The following is a 19,093-nucleotide window of genomic DNA, read 5'->3' as shown; positions in this document are numbered from 1 at the left end:
ACTAAATATCTCTATCTGAGTAGTGAGAACGATGTCAATAAATGCTCGGTGGTTTTTTAAGGTGAATAATGTTCGTATAGAAAACACTCCGTCTGCGGGCGCGGATGGGAAACTATGTAATATAAATAAGGATGAAGGTCGCGTAATTAGCTCCAGAAGGGTTCAAGGCGTTTGGTACAATGATGTTTATCGGGTTTCCTCTGATGAGGAGTGGTCATTGATTTTTACAGATTATTGTGCTGAATGGCAGCAAGTAAAAATAATATACTATGAAAATGGCGTTAAAGATTATGAGGATTTAATGACTGGATATGATGATTATAAAAACAGAAAGCCGTCAAATGGTGAGGTCTCAGTTGATAAATCATTTTTACATTCCGTTCCTGATGAATCAAAAAAATTAAAGCATATCTAATTTGAGGGAATATCTTCTCACTTATTGATATGTCCGAGGATGGCTCTTTTTTTATAAAGTCAATTACAAGTCAACCGGCGGGAAGAGTAAAATATATTGGGTGAAATCTGATGATTTCGAACTTAAATAATCACGGGTTAAGGCGCGGTCGTTATTCTCTGCGCGAGGTTGTAAAAATTAATTGCTGAGTAAAAATTGGAGCGGAAATGCTAAAAATTATTCGTAAAGGCGACAAGACAACGCACGGAGGTTCAGTGTTAACTGGCTCCGCCACTATGAAATTTGGTGGCATTGGCGTTGCCCGTAAAGGGGATAAAGTCTCCTGCCCTGAACACGGGGAAACGACCATTGTTGAGGGTAACCCAAACTATCTGGATGAGGATGGTCTCCCGGTGGCTTTTGAAGGCCATAAATGCGGGTGCGGTTGTACGCTGATTAGCTCCTTTTCTGCGGCGAAGGTTGGCTGAATATGCCGATTTATCTGGATGAAGTCCCTGAAGATGAAGACAACATTCCGCGTCCGGTGACATTACGTTGGGTTGTTTTGCTGATTGTCATCCTGGTCGCGGGCGTGGCGTTGACGTCATGGCAATGGAATGGGGATCGGCGCGGGGTTTCATTCTGGTTAACCGCTCTGGGCTTACCCTTTATCCTTTGGGGGCTCTTGGTGGTCTTTCGTCATATTGGCTATCGACTGGAACTTAATGGTGAAGCGGGCTGGAATTATGAATGTGAAAGCCTGAAAGAAGAGGAGATCGCGCGCGGCCAGCGCTTTGCCTGGGTACTGGATACATATGTTCAGACCGCTGCCGGAAGGGGAACCGGTAGTCAGGTTGCTGCAATGGCACTTGCGACTCCGTTACTGAAAACCAGCATACCGCGTGGCGGTGGCCTTCCTGTCAGGCATGCCCGGATGACGGATTTTGATGCGTATCCGGATGCGGTAAAGAAGGCCATTGAGAAAATAGCCGTTCGCCTGAAGAACACACTGGAGCGGCTTCCTGACACACTTCCCTGCTGGCTGATGTTTGACAGTGACATAAGTCTGTCAGCTGAATATGAAACTGAACTTCTTGAACTCCTGACGCTGAAATCGGGAAGGGAGCTGCGTCAGCTATCCGCGAAGGGAATGAATGCACTGGAGTACTGGCTGGACAACCGCTGGAATAAGCCTTCGGCGTTAATTGTTCTGATTCTAGTGCTACGGCCGTTCCCGGCGGAAAATGATGCTGAAGCGATCACCTCACTGGTGCTGTGTAACCGTAAAAGCCATCAATTTACTGATGCAGTCCGGTTGCACCGCCCTCAGCAAAGCAACCCCGACACACTGACCCGAGATATGGCCCATTCACTGCGCTGGGCAAAATTACCCCCGAACGGAATCAGGACGATATGGATCAGTGGCGAAGCTGTTACCGACAAGCCGGGGCTAAACAAGTCCTGTGAAGACAACATGCTTACACTCAGCCTGACAGACGATATCAAGAGCATCGATGCAACACTGGGGTATACCGGTGTCGCATCACCCTGGATAGCGGTCACTCTGGCGACGGCAGTTGTTCAGGAGGAGGGGCCGCAGTTAATTGCCGCTCAGCCGGATCCGGTGAGTGATGATATTTGGCTTACGGCTATTACGACAGAAGAACGATAAAAGGACCTTATCAGGGAATGAGCAGCGCAAAAAAAGAAAAGGCAAAAACAAAAAACAAATCCCTCCTGGGGCCCGCTGTCCTGGCGATGATTTTTGTCTCTGTGATCATTGTCTTCGCTCTGACAACGGGCGGTAATTTCATTGCTGCCAGTCTGGGGCTCGGTCCATACCCTGTTGAACGGATTGTGACGATCTGCGCGATTGTCAGCGTCGTGTTGCTGGCCCTGATTTGGGGACTGGAAAAGATTTTTTTCTATTCAGGCAGGAAGGGAGCACGCCGGACATGGGGGCGCAATAAACACAATACCAATAACGCCCCTGAAGATAACGCCGCAAACACCTTCGTTGATGAAAAAGAACGCGCTGAGAACAGTTTCAGTGCCGGGCCTCTGATTGATCACCTGCGTCTGCGCTACCGCCGTCGCTGGGAAGCTAAAGTGCGCCTGCTACTGGTACAGGGTACCGACAGCGATATCGAAAAAGTGGTGCCGTGTCTTAAGCGCGATCACTGGCAGGAAAGTAACGGGATTGTGCTTATTTACGGCGGTCTTGCGGAAAGCGTGCCGGATGATGAGTTCCTGTCCGTCCTGAAAGCGGTGCGACCACATCGTCCGCTGGATGGCGTGGTGCAGGTGATGAACGCGGCTGCACTGCCCGATACGGCGAAGCAGGACACACTAGTGCGTGTGCGCCAGAAGACCGATACATTGCTGGACTGGCAACAGCCGGTCTGGCTGTTGCTTGTCCGGGAAGGCAACTGGGCCCATGACGGGGAAGGTGTGCCCCCAACCGGCGCGTTATTTGGTTCTGGCGCAACAACGGAAGAGACCCGCGAGACACTCACCACTCTGTCTTCCGAATTGCAGACGCCCGGCATAGCAGCGCTGCTTGAGAATTCACAGCACCACTGGCTGCTGAGCCTGTCAAAAGCCCTGCGCGGCTCGTTACGACGCTCTCTGGTGCCGTTGCTGACCACGCTGATGTCAGGGCCGGCCCCGTATCGTCTGCGCGGAGTGATGTTCAGCCCGGCGTTGCCGGGAACCGAAACAGTACCGCATGCGCGCCTGTCACCGGCAGTCTGGCTGGAACTTGAGAATGACAGCCTGCAGGTGCATGCCCGTAAAATCGGCTTCCACTGGCAAAAGGTGCTGCGCCTGGTGCTGCTGGGAGTGGTTCTGCTCTGGGGGGCGGGCACACTGCTGTCGCTTTCCGTTAACCGCGCCCAAATCTGGCTGGCGCAGAATACCGCCCGTGTTGCCGCTGACACAAAACAGCCTTTGCCTGAACGTCTGCGTAACCAGCTGGCGCTGCAACAGACTATTGCCCGCCTGCAGAACCGCGAAGTACACGGTGCGCCGTGGTACACACGCTTTGGCCTGAACCAGGACAGCGACACGCTGAAGATGCTCTGGCCACTGTATGCCCGAAACAACCAGCAACTGATGCGCGACGCACTGGCCGATGAACTTCATCGTCAGTTAAATGCTTTTGTACAACTGCCACCGGCAAGCGATGCACGTACCTCTGCCACCCAGAAGACTTACAGTCTGCTCAAAGGTTACCTGATGCTGGGTCGCCCCGATAAAGCGGACGCGAACTGGCTTGCCGCTAACATGCTGAAGGCCTGGCCGCACCGCAACGGCGTGCCTGACAACGTGTGGCAGACCCAGGCGCCGAAGCTGCTCGGCTTCTGGGCGCAGAACTTACCGGAACACCCGGAGTGGAAAATCTCTCCTGACCGCGAACTGGTGGGCACAGTACGTCAGATCCTGCTCAAACAGATTGGTCAGCGTAATGCCGAATCCGGTCTGTATCAGGAAATGCTCGGGCGCATTGCCCGAAACTGGCCGGATTTAACCCTGGCGGATATGACCGGCGATACGGATGCGTCAACCCTGTTCTCCTCGGAAGAAGTGGTGCCGGGGATGTTCACCCGTCAGGCGTGGGAAGAGCAGGTTGAAGACGCGATTGATGAAGTAGTGAAGACCCGCCGCGATGAAATCGACTGGGTGCTCACTGATAAAACCCATCAGCCAGGCAGTGATGTGTCACCGGAAGCGCTTAAAGAGCGCCTGACAGAACGCTATTTCACCGATTTTGGTAACGCCTGGCTCAATATGGCCAACAGCACTCAGTGGCACGAAGCTGCGTCGCTTTCGGAGGCTATTGCACAGCTGAATCTGCTGGCGGATGTACGTCAGTCACCTCTGGTGGCGCTCATGAATACGCTTGCCTGGCAGGGACAGACCGGTGCCAAAGGGGTGGCCCTTGCTGATTCCCTGGTGGATTCGGCAAAAAAACTGGTGGGACGTAAGAAGAAGGCAAAACAGTTTATTGAGCAGGCACAGGGACCAAAAGGGCCGCTGGACGGCGTGTTTGGTCCGCTTACGGGCCTGATGGCCGGCAAGGACGGTACCGGCTCGAACGGTAACCTTAGCTTCCAGTCCTGGCTTGCCCGTGTGACCCAGGTGCGTCTCAAGCTACAGCAGGTGACCAGCGCCCCTGATCCGCAGGCGATGGCGCAGATGCTGGCTCAGACAGTCTTCCAGGGAAAAGCCATCGATCTGACCGACACCCGTGACTATGGCTCTCTGGTGGCAGCAAGCCTCGGTCAGGAGTGGAATGGCTTCGGGCAGGCGCTGTTTGTGCAGCCGCTCGACCTGGCCTGGCGTCAGGTGCTGGCCCCGGCGGCAGGCAGCCTGAATGCCCGCTGGCAGAGCACTATTGTCTCGCAGTGGAATACCGCCTTTGCCGGACGCTATCCATTTAAGGCCACCGGCAGCGATGCCTCACTGCCACTGCTCACTCAGTTCCTGCGAAGCGATTCCGGGCGTATCGCTACATTTATCAAAACCAACCTCGGCGGCATGCTGCATCAGGACGGCAGCCACTGGGTGGTGGATCCGGCTGCCAGTCAGGGAATGAGCATCAGTCCGGCGTTTCTTGCCGCCATCAACAAGCTTGCCGATATCTCCGATATCGTCTTTGCCCAGGGCGATGCCGGCGTGCATTTCGAACTGATGGTCCGACCGTCACGCGATGTGGCCCGCATCCAGCTGACGCTCGATGGTCAGAAACTGGATTACTTCAACCAGATGGAAAGCTGGCAGAGCTTCACCTGGCCGGGCAATACGTATTACCCCGGTGTGGATCTGAGCTGGCGCTCAGTCAATACAGAAATGCGCCTGTATGCCAGTAATCAGGGAAACTGGGGCTTTATCCGTCTGCTGGATAAGGCGCTTATCACACCGCTCGACAGCAGCCGGACACAACTGGTGTGGATCACTCCGGACGGCAATCCGCTGAAATTCATCATGCGCAGTGAGCTCGGTGACGGGCCACTGGCACTGCTCAAACTGCAGGGCTTCAGCCTGCCGCAGACTATTTTTTCCGTGGGCGCGACTGATAGCTCACTCACCCTTTCCGGAGACGAATAAATGGCGACAGCAGAAACGCTCCTGACCCTGTGTCTTCCGAATGCGGGCCAGCGTACCACATTGCTCGCTAAGAGCCGGGAAAGCCTCTCTCTGTGGTCGCCGTGGCTGACACCACTCCCGACTGGTAATGGGGCCGGGGATGACCCGACCTATGAGGATGATTTCCAGCTGATGCGTGAGGAAATCAACAAACTCTCCGGTACCGATACCGATACGCTTTGCCGCCTTGCGGAAAGTATTCTGACCCACCAGGCCCGTGATATCCGTGTGGTCACCTGGTATGTCTTTGCCCGTCTGCAGCGCGATGGCGATACCGGGCTGACGGATGGCATCATGCTGCTGGCAGCCATGCTGAAGCAGGCGGGGCAGCACTGTCACCCACAGCGCAGCACCGCAAGACTGGCCGCACTCGACTGGTTGAACAGTGAGAAAGTGCTCGATACATTCTCGCGCTGGCCGGACGTGATGCGTGAGGAGACAGCCAGAACAGCAGCCGCGCTGTGTTTGCTGGAAACGGCCCTGGAACAGCTGCCGGAGGCGGAACGCCCTGACTTTGCCGGTTTGCTGCGCAGGCTGGAAACCCGCCTGGCTGGTAGCGGCGGGCTGGATACACCGGTGGCTTCATCAGGACCGGACGGCTCAGGTGAAAGCACCCACTGCACACCGACGTCAGGCACTGCTGTACCCGAAACCGTGGCTGTCAAATCGGAAGTGGAACTGGTCCGTCAGCTGCGGGTGCTGTCCGGCTGGGTGGTTGAGCAGCCGCAGGGCTGGCTTGCCGCTCACAGGATGATGAAGGCCGCCCGCTGGGACCTGGTGACGCAGCTGCCGACGCTGGATGCGAGCGGCAGGACGCGTTTGCTGTCTCCGAAGGCTGACTACCGCGCTCAGCTTAAACGTCTGTACCTGCAGCAGAGCTGGACTGAACTGGTTGAGCAGGTGGATGTGATGTTCTCTGAGGGCGGTAACCGATTCTGGCTCGATTTGCAGTGGTATCTGTGGCAGGGGCTGAGCCGGGCTGGTGGGCCGTGGGAGCACTGGGCGGAGTACATACTCAGCGACCTGAGGCTGTTACTGAAACGCCTGCCAGGCCTGGAGACGCTTGCCTGGAACGATGGCACGCCGCTGGCCGATGAGGTGACACTGAACTGGATAGCCGAAAAGGTCAACGATGACATGCCCGGGTTTGCAGATGCGCCTGCGGTGGCAAATGGAGGCCAGACGGATGACATATTTGCGCTGGAAGCGGAAGCGATGGAAAAAGGTGACCGCGATGGCCCGGAGGCAGCGCTGACCTGGCTTCAGAATCGTCCGGACATGGCCTCACCCCGGAGCCGCTGGTTAATTCGTTTACTCATGGCGCGGGTGGCAGAGCAGTACGGCCGCAACGAGCTTGCCCTGCACCTGCTCGGTGAACTCACCGCCAGTGCACCGCAGCTGACCCTCAGTGACTGGGAGCCTGGATTGTTGTTTGACGTGCTTGCCCGCCGTCTTCGGCTGTTGCGCCTGAAAGCCGGGCGCAGCGAAAGTGACAAAGCCCGACTCACCCCGGTAATGGATACACTTTTGGCAGGGCTGATTGCGCTCGATCCGGCGCGTGCGATGGTGCTGTGTGGGTAATTTCTGCATTTACTGGTCATTGTACTGATGACGTCTCTTTTCTTTTTAATGATTTCTACACTCAGGATCGCCCTGCATGGATGATTTAACCCTGCGATATTACGAAGCCGAGATGCGTTACCTGCGCGAAGCCGGTAAAGAATTTGCCCGTGCTCACCCGGACCGGGCTGCCATGCTCAATCTGGACAAAACCGGGGCGCACGACCCTTATGTGGAGCGTTTGTTTGAGGGTTTTGCCTTCCTGATGGGCCGTCTGCGTGAAAAGCTCGATGATGACCTGCCGGAACTGACCGAAGGGCTGGTCAGTCTGCTGTGGCCGCATTACATGCGCACCATACCGTCGCTCTCCGTTGTGGCGTTCACACCGGACTGGCGTCAGCTGCGTAAAATGGAAGTGCTGGAAAACGGCTTCTCCGTGCTGTCACGCCCGGTCGGTCCCGATAATACGGTCTGTCAGTATCGCACCACCCGTGACGTATCGCTGCAGCCGCTGCATTTGAGTGAGGCGCGCCTGCAGACTGAACCCGATGGACGTGCCGCCATTCGTCTGCGCTTTGAGTGCCCGGACAAGGTGGACTGGTCGAAAGCCGGGATCGATAAGGTGGCCATTTACCTTGATGCTGACAGCCCGGTTGCGTCTGCCCTGCATCTGGCGCTGACCCGTCGGGTGCACGCGATGTATATCCGCCATGCTGAAACTCGCACCGAGCGGGTGCGTTTTGAGGGCTGGTGTAAAGCGATGGGTTTTGATGACAATGACCGCCTGTGGCCGAAAGGCGACTCGGCATTCAGTGGCTACCAGCTGCTGCTAGAGTATTTCAGCTTCCGTGAGAAGTTTATGTTCTTGGAGCTCAGAGGCCTGGAGCTGGCAGGCCTGAGTCAGAAAACCACCTGGTTTGAGACCGATATCGTGCTCGATGGCGGCTGGCCGACAGACATGCCGTTTGAGACCGATAATTTCCGCCTGCACTGTGCGCCGGTCATTAACCTGTTCTCACTGGAAGCGGATCCGCTGACGCCTGACCCGCTGCAGAACGAATACCTGCTGCGCCCGATGCGCGTGCAGGACGGGCATACGGAAATCTACAGTGTGGATTCCATTCACGGCGCGGTGAAGAATGGCAAACATCCCTACGTACCGTTCACCAGCTTCCGCCACCGCGGCGGTATGATGCGCCATGACGCGCCGGAGCGTTACTTCCATACCCGCGTGAAGCGCGGACCCTCGGGCCTGTATGACACGTGGCTTATCCTTGGCGGTAAATCCTTCGAACTGGAGCAGCTGTCGCAGGCCCCGGAATCGCTCTCAATCCGTATTACCGGTACTAACGGACAGCTGCCGCGCCGGTCACTCGAGAGCACGCTGCTGGACAGAGTGGTGAAGGCGGGCAAGGTGCCGGTTCGTGTCATGAACGTGAAGGTACCGACCCTGCCGCTCTATCCACCGGCAAATGACCGCTTCCACTGGCGGGTGATGAGCCACCTGGGCTCCAGTTTCCTCAGCATGATGGATAACCCGGAAGTGCTGCGCGGCACCCTGGCACTGTACGACTGGACCGATGATGAGATGAACCGCCGTCGCCTGGAGGCGATTGTGGCGGTGAAGCACACCCTCATCCGCCGCTTTGAGAAGGGTTTTATGCTGCGCGGGGTGGACATTGAAATCACCCTCAATGCCGATAATTTTGCCGGAGAGGGCGATGTCACCCTGTTCGGAGAAATGCTGCACCGCTTCTTTGCTCTCTATGCTGATGTCCACCTCTTTAATCAGCTCACACTGGTACTGCAACCCACAGGGAAACGACTGCGATGGAAAGAGAATCACAGCCAGCACATTCCGGGCTGACGGAGCGGCTTGCCGACGACATCTGGCGGGTTAATTTCTACCGCTTCTGTCAGTTGCTGGAGCAGGAAAATCCGGATGCGCCGAAGCTCGGCAGTACCGAAAAACTCTCTGCCGACCCGGTGCGTTTTCGCCCGTGGCCGGGCATGGGTTTCCCGGTCAGCGAGCTGAAGACGGTCGAAACCGATGAAGACCACCCGGACCTGTCGCCAACTGTGCGCACCACCTTCCTCGGAATGTACGGTGTGGACTCCCCGCTACCGACGGCGTACCTCGATGATATTGCGCAGCGTCGGGAAGGATATGAAGCCACCACCGCGTTTCTCGATATCTTCAGCCACCGTATCCACACTCAGTACTACCGTATCTGGCGCAAATACGCTTATCCGGCAACCTTCAAAGCCGGCGGCGTGGATGACACTTCTCAGTGCCTGCTGGGACTGGTCGGTCTTGGCATCCCGGGTACGGCGGAGCAGATTGCCACGCCGGTCTCCCGCTTCCTGGCGCTACTGGGGACCATGCGGCTGCCAACCCGAAACGCCGAAGGCATCCGCCAGCTCTTGAGCCTGCTGGCCCCGGAAACCCGTGCCACGGTTATCGGCCCGGACCCGGTGAAAGTCCCCGTGGAGAACCGCAGTGGACTCGGCAAAGCCAACCGCGTGTCGCTGTCACAGCGTGCCACGCTCGGCAGGACCGGCAAAGAGGCCTGTAGCCGTATCCTGCTGATGCTGGCGACCGACAACCCGGACGAGGCGCAGGGCTGGCTGCCCGGTGGCCAGATACACACCGACCTGATAGTTCTGCTGCGGGTGTACATGGGTTATCGCTCCGATGTACGCCTTCGCCTCACAGTGCCGGTGACCTGTCTGCCTGAACCCCGTCTGGGCAAAACACACCGGGTACAACTAAGTCGTACAGGCGTGCTGGGCCTGAAGCGGGACTGTCCCGCGACCCGCACGCACCTGACCGTGAGCCTTGGCACCTATGAGGGGCTCACCTGTAAGACTCTGCGGCCGACAGAGCCCAGTGGCTATCGTTTCGACTGATATTCCTAAATACAACACATTCAACATGCCTCTGTTTCTGAACGCTGAAAAGGACTTCCTGAATGACTTTCGCTTCCCTGTCGCGCAGTGCCGCACTGATGCTGCTCTGTTCCCTGTTGACCGCATGTGGCCTGACTCAGGCCGTGTCGGATGGCACGGTCAGCGCTACCAAAGCCATCTTCTACAAAAAAATAAAGGTGCTGCATCTCGATTTTGAGCCCCGTGCGGCCATCAACGCCGATGAAAGCCAGACGCCGCTGGCCACCATGGTGCAGGTTTACCAGCTCCGGGACCGCCAGAAGGTGGACGCCGCCGACTACCAGAAACTGCTGCGCGATGCGGACACCACGCTGAAAGAAGACATAGTGGGCAGCAAGTCGCTGCTGGTAATGCCCAAAGGCAGCGTGACCCTCAATATCCCGATGAATGAGGAGGCGAAATTCGTGGCGGTGGTGGGGCTGTTTAATCGCCCGGATATCCGTAACAACACCTGGAAACTGGTGCTGAGCCGCGACGACCTCGACCCGGACAAGCCGCGCACCATCCAGCTCAACAGCACCGGGCTGACCCTGGTCCCGGTGAAGGAGTAAGTACATGGACATAACCCTGGATAACTGGCTGGCGCTGTTTGACGGGCAGACCCGCTATCGTCTTGAGATTAACGACAGCATCCTGAAGACGGATGTGCTGAACTTCCACGGGCGCGAAGCGCTGAATGCTCCGTTCGAATGGCGGATTGAGTTCACCACACCACAGAAAGGCATTACCCGACAGGATACGATGCTGAAGTATGCCACGCTCAGTATGCTCTCTGGCCGTGTGGTACAGGGCATCATCACCGGCTTTGAGATTCTCAAAGAGACTGTGGACCAGATGCATTTAGCCGTGACGCTCTCTTCGCGCCTGGCACTGCTCAGCCACACCCGCCGCTGTGCGGTCTGGCAGAATGTTTCGGTGCCGGAACTGGTGGAGCAGATCCTGCGCAGCCACGGGCTGGAAGGGGAGGATTTTGAGTTCCGCCTGGAACGGACCTATCCTGTACGGGAACTGATTACCCAGTGGCGGGAGACCGACCTGCAATTTATCCAGCGCATCCTCGCTGAAGACGGTATCTGGTTCCGCACCGGGGTCAACACCACCACCGGGCTGGATACGGTGACCCTGGCTGACAGCCAGCTGCACTATGAGTTTAATGTACAGCTTCCGTATCGCGAGCCGTCGGCGCTGTATGACGGCGCGATCGAAGCAGTATGGGATGCGCGGGTCTTGCACCACACGGTCACAGGCAGTGTGGCCACCCGGGATTACAACTACCGCACGGCCGGCACGCCGATGGATGCGACCGTCAGTGTCAGAAGTGAAGCGGCCACCACCGGTGAACACTACCGCTACCTGGTCCCGTACCGTGAAGTGGGGGATGACACTACCTCGGAGCCGGAAACCGAAAGCGGAGCCTTTTACACCCACATTCAGCATGAACACGCCCTCAACAACGCGATTCGCCTGCACCTGTTCAGTAATGCCAGTCACCTGACGCCGGGGATGGTGCTGGAGACCGGCGACAGTGACGTGCCGGAGCTGAAAGAAGGCATGGTCATCACGCTCGCCACCTTCCGCGCGGCCCGTGACTCCCGTCTGCATGTCTCGGTGTGGGGAATGCCCTACAGTGAGCAGTTCTGCTTCAGACCAGAACCGGTACCGCGGCCGCTGATTGCCGGGACACTGACGGCCCGCGTCGAGAGCGATGAGAAAAATGCGCCCTATGCGCATCTCGATGAAACGGGCCGCTACCGGGTGAAGCTGGACTTCAGCCGTGAAGACGCAGAGCCCGGTTACAGCTTCCTGTGGATACGTCAGGCGAAACTGTATGCCGGTGAAACGTATGGCTGGCACACGCCGCTCATCGACGGCACGGAAGTGGGGATTGCCTTTGATGGCGGCGACCCCGACCGGCCGTACATCGCCCATGCCTTTCATGATTCCGAACATCCGGATGTGGTCACCCGGGATAACCGCACCCAGAACATCCTTCGTACCGCAGGTCAGAACGAACTGCGGATGGAAGACCAGCGCCAGAATGAGCATATCGCACTCAGCACGCCGTTCGGGGCCACGGCACTGACCCAGGGCCACATCGTGGACGCGGAGAACGCGCTACGGGGTACCGGCTTTGAGCTGCGCACCGATGAGTTCGGGGTTATCCGTGTGGCAAAAGGGCTGCTGGTGACGGCGACGGGTCAGACTAAAGCTGAAGGCGATGTGCTGAGCATGGAAGAAGCTCTGCGAGAAATTGATATGGGCCGTCAACGGCTGGGCCTGCTGGCGGATGCAGAGCGACAAGCGCTGGCGCTGGAAGCGGATGTGGCCAGTCAGATAGCCATGTTTAATGAACGCCTGAAGCCACTGAACGAGGTGGTTCACTTCACCGCCCCTGAAGGGATGGTGTTTACCAGCGGTGAACACCTGCAACTGACCGCTACCAACAATATCGCCATCAATGCTGGTGGGGTTATCAGTACCGGTTCGCTGGGCAATACAGCAATGCTGGCAGGACAGACCCTCGGATTGTTTGCACAGAGCGGTAAGCTAAGCCTGATTTCCGACCAGGGACCTGTACAGGTGCAGGCACAGAACGGCGCCCTGCACCTGAGTGCAGCGCAGAAACTCAGCATTAGCAGCATGAGCGACATCCTGTTTGCCGGTAAAAAGAGGGTGACACTGATTGGCGGGGGCAGCTACGTCAGGATTGAGGCGGGAGGGATTGAGTACGGTACGCCGCACACCTACACCCGTAATATCAAGCGTACGCAGAAGCTGCGCCCGGTTAATAAACCTGTTGAGATGCCTGGGCTATTCCCGCCGATTGAAAACAAAATTTGTATTCCGTGTCTGCTTAAAGCTATTCAGGCCAATGATGCGATAGTGCAGGGAGCATAACAATGGACAGTACAGAACTCATTACAACGTTATCCTGCAGTCCAGACGAGAATATCTGCCTTCTGTTTGAAGCGGGTGCGCAGCCGCAAGCCGATTTTCTGGCTTTTAAAGAGCAGTATAAAGACAGGCTGCATTCTTTGTATGTCCATCCTCAATTGACTGAGTTTCAGAACTATGGTCCCTGGTTGTTGGAAATTGAGAGTGCAGAGCAGCTACCTGGATGGCTGTCGACAGTACCGGGATGTGCTGCTGTTATTGTTTCCACACGCTTTCCGTCTTTGCTGGCACTGCAGCTATCCCACGGTTGCACCATTGTGCAGCCTGATGGGTCCACAGAGTTGACGCGCTTTTATGCCAGCCATGTCATGAAAATGCTGGCGCAGCGTGCTGGCTGTGACTGGCATGCGTTTCTGTTCAATGACATCACGCAGTGGTGGTTCCCCGGAGAAAGGCAGTGGCAGGCGCTTACCATAAAACCCTCTGAAGTAGATAAGCCCACTAAACATATTATCAGGCTTGATAAAGCGACCTGGCAGCAGATTACGGATAAAGCCGAAGTGGCCAGTATTCTAAAAGAATGGCAAAAAATGCCGACCAGCAAAGCATTCCCACCATGTGCTCAGCGACTGATGGTCGTAAAGGCTCTGAATAAAGCTGAACGCGTAGGATTAAGCCGCATCGAAGATCGGGGGCTTTATGCACTTTGTTACCTGAACGGGAGAAAAGATATATTGGAATCAGAGATGTTAAGGGAACAATTATCCAATGTTATTCAGGGAGCTAAATCACTCTCAGATATAGTGATAAATATCTCCTCAGAAAATTAAATATAAGGAATGAGAAGTATGGATATCGAACGGAAGCAAACAGTTACTGATAAAAAATCGTTCTCAATAAAGAGAGTGTAACCGCGAGCCTGAGTGGATGATTGGTGCTTATCGCATTTCACTTGATTATCATGGCTAAAGTATATGGGGTTTCATTATTGGTTCTTTTTTTCGCTCCGAACTATATTTTCGACTCCGGCACACATCAGAAAAACTGTTTTTAATATTGTCCTGTATTGTTAGTGTAGTTTCCATTCTGATAATCATTTTAGCGCTTATTGCGTTTTTTAGAAAGAAATCTATTTTCATGAGTTGCTACAGATTTTTTGTTTATTCAATTGTATTAGATTCGATTGTGGGCTGTGCCAGTTTGTTGTGGTTTCACGCTTTAGGCTATGATTCCAGCTACGGATACTATGGAGATGGTATTTTTCTCAAGAAAATAATAGTGGCATTTATTCATCCTATTTTTCTGATGTGCGTATGCATACCTTATCTGGAGAAATCAAAAAGGGTAAGGGAATATTTATACGTTATTTTTTTTATTCGGATTCAGGAGGCCGTAAATGACTTTCTTTAATGCTTTGGAGGTAATGGATAAAGCCATTAATAAAGGTTATGCCCGCTGGGGAAAATGGATCTGGGGCAGTTTGTTGGCAGTGGTTCTGACATACGGTGGCTGGTTAATCTGGGCATCCATCTGGGGGCCACCGACTGGAGGAGTAACGCTAATTATCCACAGTGAAATTGACAGACCCATTTTGGGATTCAGTGTTAACGGAGTGGCGGGACCAAATGCGTCTGCATATAAAAAAAATCCTTTCTCAGGTGGCGGTGGTGCAGCTACTTGTTGCGGTAATATCAGTGGGAAAAGAGCAGAAATAATATGGACATTAAGCACCACGCGGGCGCAGTACGATGCGGGACTTCGCAAAGAAACTCGCCGTGTTGAAATGCCTTTACCAGAACGAAAGTGGGGAGAAAATGATTTGCATGTTCACTTTTTGCCCGGGGATAAGGTTTTACTGGGCTGGAGCGATAATGCCTGGTCGCCTTATGAAAAAGGTCCTGATACTCCAGGTAAGACTGCAAAGCAGAGGCAAAATTGATGGATATCGAAAGTATTGTTGCGGCTGCCAGTCGTGCGCAGCAAGCTGATGATGCCGGGCTGGGAAACTATTCACGTGTTTGGCATGTAGGTTTCTTTTTTGATGGGATCCATCGAAATATTCTGCAAGATGCATCGGAGCAACGTCTCACTAATGTAGCTAAACTCTTCAGGGTATTCCCTGGTCCTCAGGAAAACATGCCTGATGTGAGTTATGATAAATTTTATCTATCAGGTCTCGGTACACCATTCAATGAAGAACTGATTGAGAAACTGCATACCATTATGGACAGTGCACAAGGATCTGCACTGGGTGATTTGAAAGATCAACCGAAAGAAATGGTGAAAGATGCTGGCTTGGATTATTTGAAAGGTGGTAACTGGTGGGAGGTTTTAAAGGACTCAGGGAAAAAACTGATAAATCCTTCGGAATGGAAATCGCTGGTGGGCGATGTGGCTAAAAACGCCACAAAGAAATCAGGTATCGAGGCAACCCCTTGGTTGCGTGATAATTCCGCTATTGCAGATATGTTAGTCACCGCTGTCGATACGCGAATAAATTCGGCTAAATTACGCTTTAAGCGGGTTTTTGAACAAGCCAAAACCAATAGCCCTGTACCGATCAAACTAATCTCTATTTCACTCTTTGGATACGATGTCGGAGCAACTCTTGCACGTAAATTTATTGATACGCTGCGTGATGATATTTGTCAGAAGCAGGGTGATAAACATAGATACCAGGGTATCCCAGTAGAGATTGTTTTTACAGGCTTGTTTGATTGTGCCCGTCATACTCCCGCAAGCAATAATAATGGCGTGGATTGGTTTATTTCTACTTTTGGTGGGCCAGTAAAAGGCATTAGCGTGCTGATGGGCGATAAGTCTGTTGATCAGGAATCCGCATTGCCGGATATGGTTAAAAGTGCACTGCATCTGGTCGCAGCCCATGAAAACCGACCATGGCGTAGCGTCTATTGTCTTGGTGGAAGTAATAATAAACATAAGGAAGCGCTGTTACCCGGTTGCGCGGAGGATGTAGGGGGAGGTCTGAAGCCAAATGAACAAAAACCGAGTGCAGAACTTTGTCGAGTTGCCCTTCACCGGATGTACCGGACCGCGACGATGGCTGGTGTTCCATTTCCAGATTTACAAACACTAGATCAGACGGATACTGATGTTGCTGCCTATTTCATCATGCAGGATAAGGTTAAGAACAAGTCTGTCGCTCAATGGACAAAGCTGTATCAGCAAGCAGTTCCTTTTAACGCCGTCAGTATCGGAGCGCAGAACCGTCATCTGGACAGCTATATTGAGTGGCTTGGGCGACAATACTATCAATACCGCTGTGAGTGCATGAAGTATGAAAAACAACGCGGCGATATTTTAGTCTCTGCTGGTGCTTCTGTCGGGCTGTTGGGAATATCATCTCAGGCAGAAGAAACTTCAAGGCACTACCAGAATGAACTTGATGTGTTGCATAAAAATTGGGGATGGCTGGACGATGTCCATGACGCCGCAATAAGAATGAAGAACAGTATGGAGAATGATCCCAATGATAAGCGTATCCAAATCGTGCCTGATATTTATAGGCCTGCATTGAGGCGTGCGAGACGTTTTCTCGATTATGCGCATGCAGCTTATCTTGGTCAGCCTCAACCTTTCCCAGAAGATAACGCGCCCTCAGATATGTATGCCTGGTTTATTCATAACAGACAAGCAACGGGAAAAGATGTTGGCATCTCCCAGGATTTTCTGGTTATTCGTTCACTGGAAAAGCCTGAAGTTTAATCATCTGGTATCTGGTTCCGGACAGGTGTGAACACTCCCGCAATCTGGCACCTTACCGCGATGCCGGAGATGACACTACCTCTGAGCCGGAGACTGAGAGTCGGGTCTTTTACGCCCACATTCAGCATGAGCACGCCCTCAATATTGCCATCCGCCTGCATCTGTTCAGCAATGCCAGTCACCTGACGCCGGGGATGGTGCCGGAAACCGGCGACAGTGAGGTACCGGAGCTCAAAGAAGGGACGGTCATCACGCTTGTCACCTTCCGCGCGGTCCGCGACACCCGCCTGCATGTCTCGGTATTGGGCATGCCTTACAGCGAGCAATTCTGTTATCGCCCTGAGCCCACACCGCGCCTGTGTATCGCCGGGACACTGACGGCCCGCGTGGAGAGCAATGAACAGAATGCGCCGTACGCGCATCTCGATGAAACGGGCCGCTACCGGGTGAAGCTGGACTTCAGCCGTAAAGACGCAGAGCCCGGTTACAGCTACCTGTGGATACGCCAGGCAAAACCGTATGCCGGTGAAACGTATGGCTGACACACGCCGCTCATCGACGGCACGGAAGTGGGGATTGCATTTGATGGCGGCGGCGATTTGCTGTGTGGAAGAGTTGGAATGAAAACGGAGAATTCGTCACCTATTCCATTCCTCCCGGCCAGCCGCTGAAAGTCTGGGAAGGCCGGGCGGGTACGCAGATAAATGAAAATACCCCAGAGTTCACACTGGAAGGTGGAGCGCAGATAGTGCTTGATCCGTCACAACTAAAAATAGTACACCGGGCCACGGCAGAATACGGGCTGGGGCTACGGTGATGCCGCGAATGACCCGGCTTATCCCTATCGTGCCTTCCCAAACTGAAAAACACCCATAACTGGTATGAACCAAAGGATTAAAAATAATGGCTGTTCAGCATCCTCAGGAATGTTATCTGCTGGAGAAGTTTATTCCGCCTGAACATTACGCTGCAACCCGCGATGCAATTATTGCCTACATTAACGCTCATGAAGCCGCTTTTGCCCGTTATCTGCGGGAAATGCCGTTAAATAACCGTAAACTTCCGCACTGGCAACAGACTGATATGGTGTGGGGAAACAGGGTACTACCCAACATTCGTCCAATGAAAGAACGGTATATGCGGGCGTATGCTCTACGCATCCATAATGATATCCAGGCATTTAACATCGGTCATGCCATGAGCAATATTGGTAAGGGCATTACAGAATGCTGGGATGGCTGGATGACGAAACAAGAAGTCGAAACGATATCTGAACTTCAAGGAATTGCATCCAAATTAGATCAACAACAATCAACCACAATTTGTGGCGGTTGGGAAGAAGGGCGTCTGACTTATCGCGCTAAAAGTATTATCAGCGCTAACCCATTGCCTGCTGAGATCTCTCGCTATGAACTTGACCATTCAATTCGTATAGAAGCAGACGAAAAACCAGTCCAAACGGGTATATATTTACCAGACATAGATTTTGCTCCAGCCTGTTTTATCCCAGCTAGCTATGATCTTCCTCCAGAGGCAAACATGGGGATTGAACGAAGTGATTATGTTGGAATCGATGGAAAGCCTGATTATAGCTGGAAAGAGTCTGAGTGGGCCAAAACAGGCTGGACGCTGATCCGTCGTGTTGAAGGTAAATATATCGATGTGCCGCCAGGTGGTTTTTTTCCGGAGGGGAAACCGGGAGAACTTTATAACTGGCCGCTGCGTGAAATTGAACTCTCGCATGAAGAAAGGGAACGTATTACCTGCTGGAGCGGCGCTTTTGCACCACTCGATGGCCGCTGGGCAACTATCGTTAACGGCACAACGCAATATATTCGAATCCACACCGGGCAGATTATACCGAAGTTTGAAGAAAAGCATGGCCAGAAGCATCCGGCCCGTTGGTCGCTACTGGAAAGAGATGATGGCGGCAACGTGTTTGCAATCACTCTGATTGAGAGGAGTTGAGCATGTCGCGCAATTCGCCCTCATTATGCGAGATGCTTTACGGTAATTTTGTCGGTGATCTCGACCTTCAGCAGGTTAGTGAAGAGAATCAGGTCATCCTGTCCGTGCTAGACAATATGCAGCGTATCCTCAACAGCCGTGCGGGAACGCTGGCGCATCTGCCGGACTATGGTTTGCCCGATATGACGAAAATACTGCAGGGCATGCCGGGTACCGCCCATGAGCTGATGGGCACCCTGTCTGCTGTCCTGCTCAAATATGAGCCGCGTCTGAAAAAAATTACTGTCGTCCTGCTGGAGCAGAACGTCCCCGGCGAGTTGCGTTATGCCACTGATGCTGAGCTTAAGGGGATTGGCCTCGTACGCTACGGTACAGAGTTTATGCCAGAAGGGCGGGTTCTTCTGCGACACCTGAAGCAACAGCAGTATCTCGACACGACAACTCGTCTGTAAG

The 19,093-nt window shown here is 53.8% G+C and carries 14 protein-coding genes and 1 pseudogene; all 15 read left to right on the top strand.

The genetic code is table 11. The annotated features are described in order from the left end of the window. Positions 1 to 61 precede the first annotated feature (61 nt). The 15 genes and pseudogenes from AC0T7J_RS06215 to tssE all read left to right on the top strand — a co-directional run bounded on the left by AC0T7J_RS06215 (position 62) and on the right by tssE (position 19,092). Positions 62 to 415, top strand: coding sequence for a hypothetical protein (locus AC0T7J_RS06215; RefSeq protein WP_473792870.1), 354 nt, complete (start codon positions 62 to 64; stop codon positions 413 to 415). 206 nt (positions 416 to 621) lie between these two features. Next, positions 622 to 882, top strand: coding sequence for a PAAR domain-containing protein (locus AC0T7J_RS06210; RefSeq protein ID WP_473792868.1), 261 nt, complete (start codon positions 622 to 624; stop codon positions 880 to 882). Between the two features lie 2 nt (positions 883 to 884). Further along, positions 885 to 2,066, top strand: a complete 1,182-nt coding sequence (locus AC0T7J_RS06205; RefSeq protein WP_473792866.1) for a hypothetical protein — start codon at positions 885 to 887, stop codon at positions 2,064 to 2,066. A 17-nt stretch (positions 2,067 to 2,083) separates the two neighbouring features. After that, positions 2,084 to 5,503, top strand: coding sequence for an ImcF-related family protein (locus AC0T7J_RS06200; RefSeq protein ID WP_473792864.1), 3,420 nt, complete (start codon positions 2,084 to 2,086; stop codon positions 5,501 to 5,503). Further along, on the top strand, positions 5,504 to 7,123 hold the full coding sequence (gene tssA / locus AC0T7J_RS06195) for a type VI secretion system protein TssA (RefSeq protein WP_473792863.1): 1,620 nt from the start codon (positions 5,504 to 5,506) through the stop codon (positions 7,121 to 7,123). 76 nt (positions 7,124 to 7,199) lie between these two features. After that, positions 7,200 to 8,969, top strand: a complete 1,770-nt coding sequence (gene tssF / locus AC0T7J_RS06190; protein WP_473792861.1) for a type VI secretion system baseplate subunit TssF — start codon at positions 7,200 to 7,202, stop codon at positions 8,967 to 8,969. Then, positions 8,933 to 10,012, top strand: a complete 1,080-nt coding sequence (gene tssG, locus AC0T7J_RS06185; protein WP_473792860.1) for a type VI secretion system baseplate subunit TssG — start codon at positions 8,933 to 8,935, stop codon at positions 10,010 to 10,012. Before tssF ends, tssG begins: the two co-directional genes overlap by 37 nt. A gap of 62 nt (positions 10,013 to 10,074) precedes the next feature. Next, positions 10,075 to 10,602: a type VI secretion system lipoprotein TssJ gene (gene tssJ / locus AC0T7J_RS06180; protein ID WP_473792858.1), complete on the top strand. Its 528-nt coding sequence runs from the start codon at positions 10,075 to 10,077 to the stop codon at positions 10,600 to 10,602. A gap of 4 nt (positions 10,603 to 10,606) precedes the next feature. Beyond that, on the top strand, positions 10,607 to 12,949 hold the full coding sequence (locus AC0T7J_RS06175; RefSeq protein ID WP_473792856.1) for a type VI secretion system Vgr family protein: 2,343 nt from the start codon (positions 10,607 to 10,609) through the stop codon (positions 12,947 to 12,949). Positions 12,950 to 12,951: 2 nt separating this feature from the next. Continuing rightward, on the top strand, positions 12,952 to 13,776 hold the full coding sequence (locus AC0T7J_RS06170) for a DUF4123 domain-containing protein (protein ID WP_473792854.1): 825 nt from the start codon (positions 12,952 to 12,954) through the stop codon (positions 13,774 to 13,776). A gap of 566 nt (positions 13,777 to 14,342) precedes the next feature. After that, the gene (locus AC0T7J_RS06165) at positions 14,343 to 14,885 is read left to right on the top strand and encodes a DUF3304 domain-containing protein (RefSeq protein ID WP_473792852.1); all 543 of its coding nucleotides are present in this window, start codon (positions 14,343 to 14,345) and stop codon (positions 14,883 to 14,885) included. Beyond that, positions 14,885 to 16,672 carry a DUF2235 domain-containing protein gene (locus AC0T7J_RS06160; protein WP_473792851.1) on the top strand — a complete coding sequence of 596 codons (1,788 nt, stop codon included), beginning with the start codon at positions 14,885 to 14,887 and terminating at the stop codon, positions 16,670 to 16,672. The genes AC0T7J_RS06165 and AC0T7J_RS06160 overlap by 1 nt, the downstream gene beginning before the upstream one ends. Positions 16,673 to 16,701: 29 nt before the next feature. Beyond that, positions 16,702 to 17,211: pseudogene (locus tag AC0T7J_RS06155) on the top strand (type VI secretion system Vgr family protein); the annotation flags it as partial. A 364-nt stretch (positions 17,212 to 17,575) separates the two neighbouring features. Then, complete coding sequence (locus AC0T7J_RS06150) at positions 17,576 to 18,640, top strand: type VI secretion protein ImpA (protein WP_473792849.1); 1,065 nt, start codon at positions 17,576 to 17,578, stop codon at positions 18,638 to 18,640. A 2-nt stretch (positions 18,641 to 18,642) separates the two neighbouring features. Then, positions 18,643 to 19,092 carry a type VI secretion system baseplate subunit TssE gene (gene tssE / locus AC0T7J_RS06145; RefSeq protein ID WP_473792847.1) on the top strand — a complete coding sequence of 150 codons (450 nt, stop codon included), beginning with the start codon at positions 18,643 to 18,645 and terminating at the stop codon, positions 19,090 to 19,092. Position 19,093: the final 1 nt, after the last annotated feature.

Source organism: Pantoea sp. E956-1 (genome assembly GCF_982223955.1).
This window is presented reverse-complemented; position numbering and strand designations above follow the sequence as displayed.

What these genes read in the sequence shown, in the direction of transcription:
- AC0T7J_RS06200 (WP_473792864.1), top strand. Translation starts at nt 2,084, where the DNA reads ATGAGCAGCGCAAAAAAAGAAAAGGCAAAAACAAAAAACAAATCCCTC.
- AC0T7J_RS06210 (WP_473792868.1), top strand. Translation starts at nt 622, where the DNA reads ATGCTAAAAATTATTCGTAAAGGCGACAAGACAACGCACGGAGGTTCA.
- AC0T7J_RS06165 (WP_473792852.1), top strand. Translation starts at nt 14,343, where the DNA reads ATGACTTTCTTTAATGCTTTGGAGGTAATGGATAAAGCCATTAATAAA.
- tssA (WP_473792863.1), top strand. Translation starts at nt 5,504, where the DNA reads ATGGCGACAGCAGAAACGCTCCTGACCCTGTGTCTTCCGAATGCGGGC.
- AC0T7J_RS06170 (WP_473792854.1), top strand. Translation starts at nt 12,952, where the DNA reads ATGGACAGTACAGAACTCATTACAACGTTATCCTGCAGTCCAGACGAG.
- AC0T7J_RS06175 (WP_473792856.1), top strand. Translation starts at nt 10,607, where the DNA reads ATGGACATAACCCTGGATAACTGGCTGGCGCTGTTTGACGGGCAGACC.
- tssF (WP_473792861.1), top strand. Translation starts at nt 7,200, where the DNA reads ATGGATGATTTAACCCTGCGATATTACGAAGCCGAGATGCGTTACCTG.
- AC0T7J_RS06205 (WP_473792866.1), top strand. Translation starts at nt 885, where the DNA reads ATGCCGATTTATCTGGATGAAGTCCCTGAAGATGAAGACAACATTCCG.
- tssE (WP_473792847.1), top strand. Translation starts at nt 18,643, where the DNA reads ATGTCGCGCAATTCGCCCTCATTATGCGAGATGCTTTACGGTAATTTT.
- AC0T7J_RS06160 (WP_473792851.1), top strand. Translation starts at nt 14,885, where the DNA reads ATGGATATCGAAAGTATTGTTGCGGCTGCCAGTCGTGCGCAGCAAGCT.
- AC0T7J_RS06150 (WP_473792849.1), top strand. Translation starts at nt 17,576, where the DNA reads ATGGCTGTTCAGCATCCTCAGGAATGTTATCTGCTGGAGAAGTTTATT.
- tssJ (WP_473792858.1), top strand. Translation starts at nt 10,075, where the DNA reads ATGACTTTCGCTTCCCTGTCGCGCAGTGCCGCACTGATGCTGCTCTGT.
- tssG (WP_473792860.1), top strand. Translation starts at nt 8,933, where the DNA reads ATGGAAAGAGAATCACAGCCAGCACATTCCGGGCTGACGGAGCGGCTT.